10 protein-coding genes are annotated in these 12,841 nt (G+C 74.7%); 6 read left to right on the top strand and 4 right to left on the bottom strand.

Annotation, left to right across the window (positions count from 1 at the left end):
• Positions 1 to 34 precede the first annotated feature (34 nt).
• Both cofG and FHX71_RS03400 read left to right on the top strand, forming a co-directional pair.
• The gene (gene cofG / locus FHX71_RS03405; RefSeq protein WP_182614425.1) at positions 35 to 2,476 is read left to right on the top strand and encodes a 7,8-didemethyl-8-hydroxy-5-deazariboflavin synthase CofG; all 2,442 of its coding nucleotides are present in this window, start codon (positions 35 to 37) and stop codon (positions 2,474 to 2,476) included.
• Positions 2,473 to 4,044, top strand: a complete 1,572-nt coding sequence (locus tag FHX71_RS03400; protein WP_312876910.1) for a flavin-containing monooxygenase — start codon at positions 2,473 to 2,475, stop codon at positions 4,042 to 4,044. Before cofG ends, FHX71_RS03400 begins: the two co-directional genes overlap by 4 nt.
• Positions 4,045 to 4,124: 80 nt before the next feature.
• Here FHX71_RS03400 and FHX71_RS03395 read toward each other — a convergent pair whose 3' ends face one another.
• From FHX71_RS03395 to FHX71_RS03385, 3 genes are read right to left on the bottom strand one after another with little or no spacing between them, the layout of a single operon-like run.
• Complete coding sequence (locus tag FHX71_RS03395; RefSeq protein WP_182614424.1) at positions 4,125 to 4,814, bottom strand: response regulator; 690 nt, start codon at positions 4,812 to 4,814, stop codon at positions 4,125 to 4,127.
• A complete protein-coding gene (locus FHX71_RS03390) occupies positions 4,811 to 6,238 on the bottom strand; it encodes a sensor histidine kinase (RefSeq protein ID WP_182614423.1) in 1,428 nt (475 codons plus the stop codon). Before FHX71_RS03390 ends, FHX71_RS03395 begins: the two co-directional genes overlap by 4 nt.
• A 3-nt stretch (positions 6,239 to 6,241) precedes the next feature.
• The gene (locus tag FHX71_RS03385; protein ID WP_182614422.1) at positions 6,242 to 8,350 is read right to left on the bottom strand and encodes a serine hydrolase domain-containing protein; all 2,109 of its coding nucleotides are present in this window, start codon (positions 8,348 to 8,350) and stop codon (positions 6,242 to 6,244) included.
• A gap of 183 nt (positions 8,351 to 8,533) precedes the next feature.
• Between FHX71_RS03385 and FHX71_RS03380 the strand changes: the two genes are divergently transcribed.
• Positions 8,534 to 9,160, top strand: a complete 627-nt coding sequence (locus tag FHX71_RS03380; protein WP_182614421.1) for a hypothetical protein — start codon at positions 8,534 to 8,536, stop codon at positions 9,158 to 9,160.
• A gap of 12 nt (positions 9,161 to 9,172) precedes the next feature.
• Here the strand turns inward: FHX71_RS03380 and FHX71_RS03375 are convergent, their stop codons facing one another.
• A complete protein-coding gene (locus FHX71_RS03375) occupies positions 9,173 to 9,931 on the bottom strand; it encodes an SDR family NAD(P)-dependent oxidoreductase (protein ID WP_182614420.1) in 759 nt (252 codons plus the stop codon).
• Between the two features lie 172 nt (positions 9,932 to 10,103).
• On the opposite strand from FHX71_RS03375, the gene FHX71_RS03370 reads away from it, so the two are divergent.
• The 3 genes from FHX71_RS03370 (at position 10,104) to FHX71_RS03360 (ending at position 12,707) form a co-directional block, all read left to right on the top strand.
• The gene (locus FHX71_RS03370) at positions 10,104 to 10,541 is read left to right on the top strand and encodes a helix-turn-helix domain-containing protein (RefSeq protein ID WP_220489449.1); all 438 of its coding nucleotides are present in this window, start codon (positions 10,104 to 10,106) and stop codon (positions 10,539 to 10,541) included.
• A 103-nt stretch (positions 10,542 to 10,644) separates the two neighbouring features.
• Entirely contained in the window at positions 10,645 to 11,697 is a 1,053-nt protein-coding gene (locus FHX71_RS03365; protein ID WP_312876909.1) for a proline racemase family protein, read from the top strand.
• Entirely contained in the window at positions 11,694 to 12,707 is a 1,014-nt protein-coding gene (locus FHX71_RS03360; RefSeq protein ID WP_182614417.1) for an ornithine cyclodeaminase family protein, read from the top strand. The genes FHX71_RS03365 and FHX71_RS03360 overlap by 4 nt, the downstream gene beginning before the upstream one ends.
• Positions 12,708 to 12,841: the final 134 nt, after the last annotated feature.

The raw sequence follows: 12,841 nt of genomic DNA, 5'->3' as shown, positions 1-12,841 counted from the left end.
CTCACGATCCGGTTCCCGCACCCGAGGTGGGCCCATGACTGTTCCCCTGACACTGCGCACGCCCGCGCGACCCGCCGACCGGCCCCGGCCCCCGGACCCCGCCGTCCTGGGCGCGGCCCTCGACCGGCTGGAGGCGAACGGCGGCAGCCCGCCGGAGAAGCCGGACACCGAGACCCGGGCCGACGCCGAGACGCTGCTGCACGCGCGCGGCGCCGACCTGGACCGGCTCCTCGCCGTGGCCGGCGCGCTGCGCGACCAGGGCCTGGCGGAGGCCGGGCGGCCCGGCGTCATCACGTACTCGCGCAAGGTGTTCGTGCCGCTGACGCACCTGTGCCAGGACCGCTGCCACTACTGCATCTTCGTGCAGACGCCGGGCAAGCTCGCCAAGGCGGGCATCTCGCCGTACATGTCGGCCGAGGAGGTGCTGGAGGTCGCCCGGCAGGGTGCGGCGCTGGGCTGCAAGGAGGCCCTGCTCACCCTCGGTGACCGCCCGGAGAACCGCTGGCCCGTCGCCCGGCAGTGGCTCGACGACCACAGGTACGAGTCGACGCTCGACTACGTGGGCCACATGGCGCGCCTCATCCTCGACGAGACGGGGCTGCTCCCCCACCTCAACCCCGGCGTCATGTCGTGGGCGGAGCTGCAGCGGCTCAAGCCGGTCGGCCCGTCGATGGGCATGATGCTGGAGACCACCTCCGCGCGGCTGTGGACCGAGAAGGGTGAGGCGCACTTCGGCTCCCCCGACAAGGACCCCGCCCTGCGGCTGCGCGTGATCGACGACGCCGGCCGGTCCCGCATCCCGTTCACCACGGGCGTGCTGCTCGGCATCGGCGAGAACTACGCCGAGCGCGTCGACTCGATCCTCGCGCTGCGCGACGCCCACGCCCGGCACGGTCACGTGCAGGAGGTGATCGTGCAGAACTTCCGCGCCAAGTCGGCCACGGCCATGATGGGCGCCGCCGACCTGGAGACGCAGGAGTACGCGGCCGCCGTCGCCGTCACGCGGGTGCTGCTCGGCCCGGCCATGCGCGTTCAGGCCCCGCCGAACCTGACCGACGCCGCCGAGCTCCAGCTCCTGGTGCGCGCCGGCATCGACGACTGGGGCGGCGTCAGCCCGCTCACCCCGGACCACGTGAACCCCGAGCGGCCCTGGCCGCACATCGAGGACCTGGCCCGGCTCACCGCCGAGGGCGGGTACACGCTGCGCGAGCGGCTGACCGCGCACCCGCACTACCTGCGCGAGGCGCGCGCGGGCGCGGAGTGGCTCGACGACCGGCTCCGCGACCGGGCCCTGGCCCTCGCGGACGACTACGGCCTGGCCCGGCACGACGCCCTCCTGGGCGAGTTCCCCTCCTCCCCCGTCCCGCCCGCCCCACCCGCCTCGTTGAGTGCTGGGTATTTGTTGGATTCCGGGCCGGAATTCAACAAATACCCAGCACTCAACGGAGGGGGGCGGTTGGGTGGGTTGTTGGGCGACGTTCAGAGCGACCCGCGTGGGGTGGACGACGCCGGGTGGGTCGAGCTGCTCGGGGCCTACGGCGCCGACCTCGAGGACCTCGCCGCGCTCGCCGACCAGGTGCGCCGCGAGCGGGTCGGCGACGCCGTGACCTACGCCGTGAACCGCAACATCGACGCGTCGCTGGGTCTACCGCCCGAGCGGGTCGCCGAGCTCGCGGCCGAGGCCGTCGCGCTGGGCGCCACCGAGGTGTGCGCGCAGGGCGCGCCGCCCGCCGAGCAGGGCGCCGACGCCTACCTCGACCTCGCGCGGGCCGTGAAGCAGGGCGGGCCCGGCCTGCACCTGCACGCGTTCCGCCCCGCCGAGCTGGCCGACGGCGCCGCCCGCGCCGGGCTGCCCCTGGCCGACTGGCTGGCGCTCCTGCGCGAGGCCGGCGTCGACACCGTGCCGGGCACGGGCGCGCGCATCCTCGACGACCGAGTCCGCGGCCTGCTCACCGGCGGCAGCGACATCCCCGCCGAGCGCTGGATCGAGCTGGTCACCGCCGCCCACACGGCGGGCCTGCGGTCGACGGCGACGATCGTGTACGGGCACGTCGAGTCGGCCCGCGACCAGGTGCGGCACCTGCGGGTGCTGGCCCGCGTGCAGGACGCGACCGGCGGGTTCACGGAGCTGATCCCCATGCCGTGGCTGCCGTCGGAGTCGCCCGTCCCGGTGCCCGGCGCCCGCGTCGCGACCCTGCGCGAGAGCCGTGCCCTGCACGCCGTCGCGCGGCTGATGCTCGCCGGACGGATCGACCACGTGCAGGCCGCCTGGACCAAGCTCGGCATGCGCGGGGCCCAGCGCGTGCTCGCCGGCGGCGCCGACGACCTGGGCGGCGTGCTGCTCGACGGCGTCCTCGACCCCGACGCCGGACCCGAGCAGGGCCGCGAGCTCACGGTGTCGGACGTGACGCGGCTGGCCGCCGAGCTCGGCCGGCCGGTGCGGCAGCGCACGACCACGTACGAGCAGGTGGGGTGACGGCCGCGTACGCGGACAGGCACGACGGCGGCCCGGGCTCGGACGGCCCGGGCCGCTCGTCCGACGGCGGCCGGGGCTGGGACGCCTCGGGCTGGGACGGCGACGACGGCCCGGGCCCCGACCTCGACGTGGCGGTCGTGGGCGCGGGGCTGGCCGGCGTCGGGCTCGGTGCCCGCCTGCGGCGCGCCGGGCGCACCGGGTTCACGGTCCTGGAGCGGGCCGACGACGTGGGTGGCACCTGGCGCGACAACGTCTACCCGGGCGTCGCGTGCGACATCCCGAGCGCCCTGTACTCCTATTCCTTCCTGCCGCAGCCGTCCTGGTCGCGGGTGTTCGCGCCGGGTGCGGAGATCCACGGGTACGTCCGCGACGTCGTGCGCTCCGAGGGGCTGGCCCCGCACCTGCGCCTCGGCACCGACCTCACCGGCGCGCGCTGGGACGACGACGCCGCGACGTGGCGCCTGACGACGTCGCGCGGGCCGCTGACGGCGCGGGTGCTGGCCACCGCCGTCGGACGGCTGAGCGAGCCGCGCGTGCCCGAGATTCCGGGACTCGGCACGTTCCCGGGCCGGGTGTTCCACTCCGCGCGCTGGGACCGAGACCTGCCCGCCGGGCTGCGCGTCGCCGTGGTCGGCACCGGGGCGAGCGCCGTGCAGCTCGTGCCGGAGGTGGCGCGCCGGGCGGCGTCCGTCGTCGTGCTGCAGCGCACCCCGCCGTGGGTGCTGCCGCGCGGGGACCGGGCGTACGCGCCCGGGGAGGCGCAGCCGGACCGGGCGGCGCTCGCCGCGGAGGCGGAGCGGCTGTTCGACGCGCGGATCGCAGGGACGCGGGCCGAGGCCGAGCTGCGTGATCGCGCCCAGGACCACCTGCGCGCCCAGGTACCCGACCCCGCGCTGCGCGAACTGCTCACGCCGGACTACGCGGTGGGGTGCAAGCGCGCCCTGTTCAGCGACGACTGGTACCCGGCGCTCCAGGAGCCGCACGTGACGCTGGAGCCCAGCGCGCCGGTCGCGGTCGAGGGGTCGACGGTGGTCGCGGCGTCGGGCGCCCGGTACGAGGTGGACGTGCTCGTGCTGGCCACGGGTTTCGAGACGACGCGCCCGCCGTTCGCTCACCTCGTCACGGGCCGGGACGGGCGCACGCTCGCGGAGCACTGGTCGGGCGGCATGACGAGCCACGCCTCGACGGTGGTGCACGGGTTCCCGAACCTGTTCGTGCTGGACGGCCCGAACGCGGGCCTGGGGCACCACTCGGCGCTGGAGGTGATCGAGGCGCAGATCGGCTACGTGCTCGGAGCGCTCGACCACCTGGACGCGACGGGCGTGCCGCTGGAGGTGTCCGCCGACGCCGAGGCGGCCTACACCCAGGAGGTGGACCGCCGCGCCGCGGAGACTGTCTGGCTGCGTGGCGGCTGCCGGAGCTGGTACGTGGACGAGCGCTCGGGCCGCCTCACCCTCCTCTGGCCGGGCCGGGCGGCGGAGTTCCGCGCCCGCTTCGCCACCTTCGACCCGACCCCGTTCGAGGGTACGAGGATCCGGGCGGTCGGCAGAATGTCAGGTGATCGGTAGTCCGAGGTGCCGACCACCTGACATTCTGCCGACCACCTGACATTCTGCCGACCACCCGGGCGCGGCCCGGCACAGCCGGGTCAGCCCGGGACCAGGCCGTTCTGGTAGGCCCAGACGACCGTCTGGAGGCGGTCGCGGGTGCCGACCTTGGCCATGGCGCGGCCCAGGTGTGACTTCACGGTGCTCGTCTCGACCACGAGCTCCCGCGCGATCTCGGCGTTGGACAGCCCGCGGGCGAGCTGCCGCACGATCTCGGCCTCGCGGGCCGTGAGCTGCGCCGCCGCGGCCGCCTCCTCCGCGGCGGACCGCGGCGGGGCCGTGCGGCGCGCGAACTCGCTGATCACCCGGCGGGTCACCGCCTGGTCGATCAGGCCGTGGCCGTCGGCCAGGCGGCGGACGGCGTCGATCAGCTCCTCGGGCTCGCAGTCCTTGAGGATGAACCCGCTCGCGCCCGCCTCCAGCGCGCCGAACACGTACTCGTCGAGGTCGAACGTGGTCACGACGAGCACGGCCGGCGTCTTCGCGCCCGCGCCGTCGCCGTTCGCGCCCGGCCCGCGCGCGGTGATCTCGCGCGTCGCGGCGAGCCCGTCGCCGCCCGGCATCCGCACGTCCATGCAGACGACGTCGGGGTGGTGCCGGCGCGCGAGCTCGACCGCCGTCGGGCCGTTGGACGCCTCGGCGACCACCTCGATGTCCTCGGCCTGCTCCAGGAGGAACCGGAACCCCGCCCGGACCACCGCCTGGTCGTCGACGAGCATGACCCTGATCATCCCTGTCCCCCTTGAGTTTCCCGCTGCTGGTTGTCGTGCGGCCGGCTGTCGTGCGGCACCGGCAGCGTGAGCAGCACCCGCCACCCGCCCGACGGCGTCGTCCCCGTGGTGAGCGTGGCCCCCACGAGCTGCGCCCGCTCCCGCATGCCGATCAGGCCCATCCCGGCCCGCTCCGGGCCTCCGTTCGAAACCGACCCGCGCGCCCCGTTCGAGGCCCGAGCCACGTTCGAGGCCCGCGCCCCGTTCCGCGCACCCTGCCCGACGGCGGGCGCGTTGACCACCTCGAGCTCGACCTCCCGCTCCCCGAACCGCACCGCCGTCCGCACGGCGGCGCCCGGCGCGTGCTGGCGGGCGTTGGAGAGCGACTCCTGGGCCACGCGGTAGAACGCGGCGTCGGCGATGGGGGCGAGCGCACGCGGCCGTCCCGACCGTTCCAGGTCCACGGTGTCGCCCAGGGCGCGCGCCGTCCGGACCAGGTCGTCGAGGGCGCCGAGCCCGGGCGGCGGCGCGTCGTGCGCGTCCTCGCCGGGCCCGCCCGAGCCGGGGCGCTCGCGGAGCACCCCGACGATGAGCCGCAGGCTGTCGAGCGTCTCCTTGCCCTGCCCGCGGATCCAGGCGGTGCCCTTCTTCGCGGCCTCGGGGTCGGTGTCGATCTGCCGCTCGACGGCGGCCGCCTGCACGACCAGCCCCGAGAGGTGGTGCGCGGCGACGTCGTGCAGCTCGCGCGCCATGCGGGACCGCTCCGCGAAGATCGCGGCCTGCGTGGTGGCGTGCTGCGTGCGCACCACCTCGGCGGCCCGGAGCCGGACCAGCTCGGTGTAGTCGCGGCGGGTGGCGACCGTGGTGCCGACCAGGGCGCTGACCACGTAGCTGATCAGACCCGAGGCGAGGTGGTTGAGCACCGGCACCAGCAGGTCGTTCCCGGTGACGAGGGCAGTGGCCCCCGCGGCGAGCGCCGCGACCGGGGCGGCCGCCGCCGTCACCGCGAGCGCCCGCCGGGCCGGCAGCAGGGTGCCCACCGTGTAGCCCGCGATGATCTGTGGGATGCCGCCGACCGACAGGTCGTCGGGCGAGACCGCGGTGATGACCACCTGGCAGGCCACCACGAGGCCGAGGCACAGGACCGGGCGGACCCGGCGCAGGACGAGCGGCAGCGCCTGGACGCACGCGGCGACCGTCAGCAGCACCCCCTGCACCGGGCCGATCGTCAGGCCCTGCTCGTCGACCACGAACCCGAACAGCGCGACCAGCAGGGACGCCGTCAGGACGAGGACCACCGCGGCCAGGAGGGCGTCACGCGCCACCGTGCCGGTCAGGCCGAGCCGGTTCAGCAGCGCGTCGAGCCGGCGGGGACGCGCCGGGACGGTCCAGTCGTCGAGCACCGTGGGGCCGTCCGTGGCGGGCCCTCCGCCTGTCCTGGGCATGGATCAGTACGATACCGACGGCGCCAGCAGGCGGAGCTCGAAGGCGAGCCACGCCACGCCGGCCAGGGCGAGGACCACGAGCACGGTACCGGCGACGCGGCGCCAGCCGTGCCGGTGCCGGACGGCGCCGACGGCCTGCAGCAGGGCCGGGACGATGCCGAGCACGCCGATCGCCTGGACGGCCTGGAGCTGGCGCAGGGACGCCTCGGGGACCTCCTGGAGGCTCATCGCGGTCTGGAAGGTGACGACCCACCCGACGAGGGCGAGCACGGTGGCGGTCGCCGCGATCTTGGTCAGGATGCGGGTGACGCGGCCGGTGCCCTGCGGCAGGGTCTGCTTGCGGACCCGGCGCCGGATCGCGCCGACCGGCCAGGCGACGGCGGCGACGAGCAGGATCAGCGCGGACACGCCGACCACGGGGAGCACGACGCCGGGGGCGCGCTCCGGCTGGCCGGGCAGCATGGTGAAGGCGCCCTCGTAGACGATCGCCTGGACCTGGTCGTCCGCGACGCGCATCGCGAGGGTGCGCTGGCCGTCGACCTCGCGCCAGACCCAGGGCTCGACCTCCTCGTACAGGGCAGGCGTGGTCGAGCCGGGGCCGGGCGTGATGAGCAGCCGGCCGTCGTCGCGGGCCGTGACCTGGGTCGGGCTGAGGACGTCGAGGACCGCCAGGAAGTTGCTCTGGACGCCGCGGGAGGAGACGTAGCTGCCCTCGGCGAGGGCGGCGTGCTCACGGGCGGTGGCCTCGTCGACGGTCGTGCCCGGGGCGGGGGTGATCGCGGCGGCGGTCGTGCCGGCGGAGCCGGCGGCGTCGGCCGGGAAGTAGCGGTCGGTGAAGCCCTGGAGGACGGCCTCGCGCAGCGGCAGCGTGGCGTAGCCGTCGGTGCCGGAGCTGTTCAGCGAGATGAAGACGCCGGTGCCCTCGTCGGGGTAGATCTGCAGGTGGGAGTGGAAGTACTGGGTGTCGCCGCCGTGGCCGACGATCGTGTGGCCGTTGCGGCTCTCGTCGAAGAACCCGAGCCCCATCCGGGGCGCGGCGGCGAGGCCGCCGAGCGTGCTCTCGTCGAGGGCGGGGGCGTGCATCAGGTCGAGCGTCTCGGGCTCCAGGATCGTGCCCGCACCCGGGGCGCCGAGCTGGGCGAGCATGAAGCGGGCCATGTCAGGGGCGGACGACGTGAGTGACCCGGCGGGTGCGCCGCCGACGATCTCGAACTGTCCGGGCGCGTCGGCCGACGTGACGTATCCCTGCGACATCCGGTCCTGGAGGGCGGACGGCAGCGGCTGCGCGAAGGTCGACGACGTCATGCCGGCGGGCTCGAAGATGTTGCGCTCGACGTACTCCTCGAAGGGCACGCCGCTGACCCGCTCCACGATGTATCCGGCCAGGGCGTTGCCGTAGTTGGAGTAGGCCGGGACGGTGCCGGGCTCGTAGATCTGCTCGGGCGGGTCCTCGGCGAGGGAGTCGCGCAGGACGGGCGTCTCGTCGCCGAACCCGATCAGCCCGCCGACCCGCTCTTCGAAGCCGGCCGTGTGGGTCAGCAGGTTGCGCAGCGTGATCGGCTCGTCGAACCGGCGCGGGACGTCGAGGTCGAGGTACTCGGCGACGTCGGTGTCCAGGTCGAGGTCGCCGCTCTCGACGAGCTGCATGACGGCGGTCGCGGTGAAGAGCTTGGACACGGAGCCGGGGCGGAACAGGGTCTGCTCGGCGTCGACCGGCACGGCCTCGCCGCCCGTCGTGCCCGTGTCGGCGTGGCCGTAGCCGCGCGTGGTGAGGATCTCGCCGTCGTGCACCACGGAGACGACGCCGCCCGCGATGCCCGCGCTGTCCAGAGCGGCCGGCAGCAGGCCGTCGAGCCAGGCGTCGACGTCGGTCTTGGTCAGCGTGTGCTCGCCGGCCGGGGCCGTGACGGGCGGGGGCGGGGCGGGCTGGTCTGCTGCTGTGGTTGTGGGTGTTGCTGCGGGCGCTGTCGGGGCGGGCGTCGCCGCGGCGGCCGGCGCCCCGGCGATCGTGACGGCGACCGCCGCCAGCACGCCGAGTGCGGCCAGTGCGCGTGGGCGTCGTCGGACGGCGTCGGGCCGCCCGGTGGGTGTGTGGTCGTGGGACGAGAACATCGTCGCGCTCCTCGCGCTCGGCAGGTGTTCGATCAGGTCCGGGCCTGTTTCCCGGATGACCCAAGCCTGTCGACCGGCCGCCGCCGGCACATCGGCCGCGAGCACCCACCTCGTCTACGACCTTTGGCGGAGACCCCCTCCCCAAGGGGTCGGATTCACCCGCGCGTGGATAGGCTCTGCGGCGTGATCACCTCGGAGATGGTGTCGATCCTGTCGGTGGGGCTGCCCGCGCTCGGCGCCGTCGTCTCGGCGTTCGCGGCGTTCCTGGGCGTGGTGCCCGGCACCGACCGCAAGCTGCACCGGCTCGTGACCATCCACCGGGACATGCCGGAGGGCGAGGGCAAGGACGCCCTGGCGGACTCGATCAACGAGCTCGCGCTCCGCGCCGCGCACCGGGCGACGGGTACGCGCACCACCGCCAAGCAGCGCCCGCGCCGCAGGCTGGACGCCGGCAAGGTGATCGGCGCGATCATGATCGTGGTGATCGGCGGCGGCATCGCCTGGTTCCTCTGGTGGCTCGGGTCCTTGATCCCCGTGCCGTTCCTGCAGTGGGTGCTGTGGATCATCGCGATCCTGGTGACCCTGTTCACGACGTTCGTCGTGACGCTCGACAACGTGTTCAAGGACGAGGACGCCGAGGCGTCGAAGCGGACGAGCCGGCGGGCGGCGCGGAACGCCTCGGCGCCGGGCGAGGGCCCTGCCTCGGGCGCGGCGCCGGGCGAAGGCCCGACGCCGGTCGAGGCGCTGTCGCCAGGTGGGGGCCCGACGCCGGAGGACGCTCCGACGTCGGCGCCCGCCGACAAGGTCTGACGCCCGGCGCGATCAGTGCGCCGAGTAGCCGCCGTCGACCAGGTGGTAGCTGCCGGAGATGAAGGACGCCTCGTCGCTGAGCAGGAACAGCGTGAGCGCCGCGACCTCCTTGTCCGTGCCGAGCCGCTTGGTGGCGTGCTCGTTCTCGAGCGCCGTCAGGGCCTCGGGGCTGAGCGAGGCGCGCACGAGCGGCGTGTCGATGAAGCCCGGCCCGACGGCGTTGGTGCGCACGCCCTGCTCGGTGTACTCCAGCGCGGCGACCTTGGTCAGGCCGACGAGTGCGTGCTTGCTCGCCACGTACGCGGCGTTCTCCGCGATGCCGACCGAGCCGAGCACGGACGCCATGTTGACGATCGCGCCGCCGCCGGCCGCGACCATGGCGGGGAGCTGGAAGCGCAGGCCGTAGAAGACGCCGTCGAGGTCGACGGCGCGCACGCGGTCCCAGGCCTCGACGTCGTAGTCGCCGATCTTGGCGGGCGGCGCGCCGATGCCGGCGTTGTTCACCGCGAGGTGCAGCGCCCCGTACTGCTCGACGGCGAAGTCCACGGCGGCGCGCGAGTCGTCGGCCTTGGCCGTGTTCTGCACGAAGGCCGCGGCGGTGCCGCCGGCGGCGACGATCTGGTCGACGACCTGCTGGGCGGACTCGATCTTGATGTCGGTGACGACCACGGAGGCACCCTCGGCGGCGAGCTCGCGCGAGATCTCGGCGCCGATTCCGCTGCCGCCTCCCGTGACGATCGCTACCTTGCCCTGGAAACGGTCCCTGGTCATCGCACTCACTCCTTGCTTCGGTTCCGACGGCGCCTGCCGTCTCCTCCAGTCCTATCCCATCGTTGCTCGGGGCGCCTACATGCATCCGCATGATGTGAGGAGACAGACAGCCCACTCTCCGGCTACACTTCGAATGTTGCACTTGTTTCACTTGCTTCGAATGGAGGCTGCGATGTCCGTTGCGACGCCGTTCGTGCCCGACCCGTCGGACGCCGAGCTCGCCGGGTCAGCCCTTCGGGACCTTCAGCACGCGCTGGCGAGCGAGGGCCCGGTTCATCTGCGCTTCGCGGAGGGTGGCGACGTCGTCGTACCGCGCAGCGCGCTGACGGCGCTCGGCGAGATCCTGTCCACCTTCGCCCAGGGCGAGGGCGTGACCGTCCTCCCCACCCGGTCCGAGCTGACCACTCAGCAGGCGGCGGACGCGATGCGCGTGTCGCGCCCCTACCTCATCGGGCTGCTCGAGTCGGGGAAGATCGCGTTCCGCACCGTCGGCAGCCACCGCCGCGTGCAGGCCGCCTCGCTCGTGTCGTACATGCGCGCCGACGAGTCCGAACGCCGAGCCGCCGCTGACGCGCTGTCCGCGGAGGCCCGTGAGCTCGGCCTCGCCTGATGACGGGAGCCACGGTCGCGCCGACCGTCCTCTACGACGCGAACGTGCTGTAGACGCACCAAGCCCCGTGGACGCCCTCTTCCCCATGGCCGAGGATGGCGGCGTGATCACGCAGACCGTCGCCACCACCGACTACCACACCGCGGGCGAGCCGTTCCGGATTGTCGCGGAGCCGCCCGTGCCGCTGCCGGGCGACTCGGTGGCCGACCGCCGGGCCCGCGCCCTGACCAGCGCCGCGGCCCAGGAGCTGCGCCAGCTCCTGTGCTCGGAGCCGCGCGGGCACGCCGACATGTACGGCGGGTTCCTCGTCCCGCCGGACGACGACGGCGCCCACCTCGGCGTCCTCTTCTGGCACAAGGACGGATTCTCGACGGCCTGCGGTCACGGCACCATCGCGCTGGGCGCCTGGGCCGTCGACACCGGACTGGTGGCTGCGCCCGACGACGGTGCGGTCGACGTCGTCATGGACGTGCCCTCGGGGCGCGTCACGGCGCGCGTGCACCGGGCCGGCGGACGCACCGTCGGCGTCGACTTCGTCAACGTGCCGAGCTATGTGCTGGCCCGCGACCTGGCGGTACCGACCACGCGCGGCACGGCGTCCGCGACGCTGACCTACGGGGGCGCGATCTACGCGAGCGTCGACGCGACGAGCCTCGGTCTGTCGGTCGAGCCGGCCGCCTACGCCGACCTCATCACCGTGGGCCGCGAGATCAAGCACGCGATCGACGCCCAGGGCCTCGCCGTCCATCCCACCGACCCGCGCCTGAGCGGCGTCTACGGCACCATCCTCTTCGAGGAGCCCGACGCCGGGACCGGCGCAGGCCCCGGCACCGGCAACGGCCCCGGCTCCCCCGTGCGCCAGCGCAACGTGACCGTCTTCGCCGACGGCCAGGTGGACCGGTCGCCCTGCGGTTCCGGCACCTGCGCGCGGCTGGCCGTGCTGGCCGACGACGGCCGGGTCGGCGTCGGCGGACCCGTGCTGGAGCACACCTCGATCGTCGGGTCCGCGTTCACGGGCGCCGTCGTCGGGACGACGCGGGTCGGTGACCTGCCCGCCGTGATCCCCCAGGTCACGGGCATGGCGTACCGCACGGGCGAGCACCGGTTCGTCGTCGACGCCGCTGACACCCTCGTGCCCGGGTTCGTGCTGCGATGAGCGCGCCCCTGGTCCTGGACGCCGCGGCCGTGACCGCTGCCTGCTCGCCCGCCGACGCCGTCGCCGCGCTGCGGGCCGCCCTCGCCGGCGGTCTCGACCCGGCCGCCGACCTGCCCCGCCAGGGCGTGTCGCTGGGGGCCGGCGAGCTCCTGCTCATGCCGTCCGACGGCGGCGGCGACCTGCGGCACGTCGGGATCAAGCTGGCCACCGTCGCGCCCGGCAACGCCGCCCTCGGCCTGCCCCGCATCCAGGGGTCGTACGTGCTGTTCGACGCCGCGACCCTCGGCGTCGTCGCCGTCCTGGACGGCATAGCGCTGACCACGCTGCGCACGCCCGCCGTGTCGGTCGCGGCGGTGCTGGACCGGCTGCGGGAAGCCGCGGGCCCGGTCGGCACCGCAGGCCCAACCAGCACCGACGGCGCCGACGGCTCAGCCCCCGCAAACGACCCGCTCCGCGTCGCGGTCATCGGCGCCGGCCCGCAGGCCCACGGCCACGTCGCGACCCTCGCGGACGCCCTGACCGGCCGACCTCTCGACGTCGCCCAGCTCGTCCGCGACCCGGCCCGCACCGCCGCGACCGAGGGCGCGCGGATCGCCGGCGCCCGACTGGTCCGGCTCGGCGGCCCCGAGGCCGACGACGCGCTGCGCGCCGCCGACGTCGTCGTGTGCGCGACGTCGGCCCGCGAGCCGCTGTTCGACGCCGCGCTGGTCGCGGACCACGCCGTCGTGATCGCGGTGGGCTCCCACGAGCCGGACGCGCGGGAGCTGCCGGCCGGTCTGCTGGCGCGCGCGACCGTCGTCGTCGAGGACCCGGGCGCCGCGCTGCGGGAGGCGGGCGACGTCGTGCTCGCGATCGCCGACGGCGCCCTGACGGCGGGCGACCTGGTGCCGATGCGCGACGTCGTCACGGGCGCCGTCCGCCCCGATCCCAAGCGGCCGCTCGTGTTCAAGAGCACGGGCATGTCGTGGGAGGACCTCGTGGTCGCCGAGGCGGTGCTCGACGGTGCGTGACCTGGGTGAAGGCTCGAACCGCCCCCTATCGGACCCGGGTATCTCTCCATAGACTCCAGGCGTCCAGCACGGCGGCCGGCATCAAGAGGCGGACGGGTCCATGGAGGCGGTACCGCTACAGGTGGGACGCACGG

The sequence above is a fragment of the Promicromonospora sukumoe genome (assembly GCF_014137995.1).
In the GTDB taxonomy this organism is placed as follows: Bacteria; Actinomycetota; Actinomycetes; order Actinomycetales; family Cellulomonadaceae; genus Promicromonospora; species Promicromonospora sukumoe.
The sequence above is the reverse complement of the archived record's forward strand: the minus strand, read 5'-3'. Positions and strand labels throughout refer to the sequence as shown.

What these genes read in the sequence shown, in the direction of transcription:
- FHX71_RS03375 (WP_182614420.1), bottom strand. Translation starts at nt 9,931, where the DNA reads ATGACCAGGGACCGTTTCCAGGGCAAGGTAGCGATCGTCACGGGAGGC.
- FHX71_RS03360 (WP_182614417.1), top strand. Translation starts at nt 11,694, where the DNA reads ATGAGCGCGCCCCTGGTCCTGGACGCCGCGGCCGTGACCGCTGCCTGC.
- FHX71_RS03390 (WP_182614423.1), bottom strand. Translation starts at nt 6,238, where the DNA reads ATGCCCAGGACAGGCGGAGGGCCCGCCACGGACGGCCCCACGGTGCTC.
- FHX71_RS03370 (WP_220489449.1), top strand. Translation starts at nt 10,104, where the DNA reads ATGTCCGTTGCGACGCCGTTCGTGCCCGACCCGTCGGACGCCGAGCTC.
- cofG (WP_182614425.1), top strand. Translation starts at nt 35, where the DNA reads ATGACTGTTCCCCTGACACTGCGCACGCCCGCGCGACCCGCCGACCGG.
- FHX71_RS03395 (WP_182614424.1), bottom strand. Translation starts at nt 4,814, where the DNA reads ATGATCAGGGTCATGCTCGTCGACGACCAGGCGGTGGTCCGGGCGGGG.
- FHX71_RS03385 (WP_182614422.1), bottom strand. Translation starts at nt 8,350, where the DNA reads ATGTTCTCGTCCCACGACCACACACCCACCGGGCGGCCCGACGCCGTC.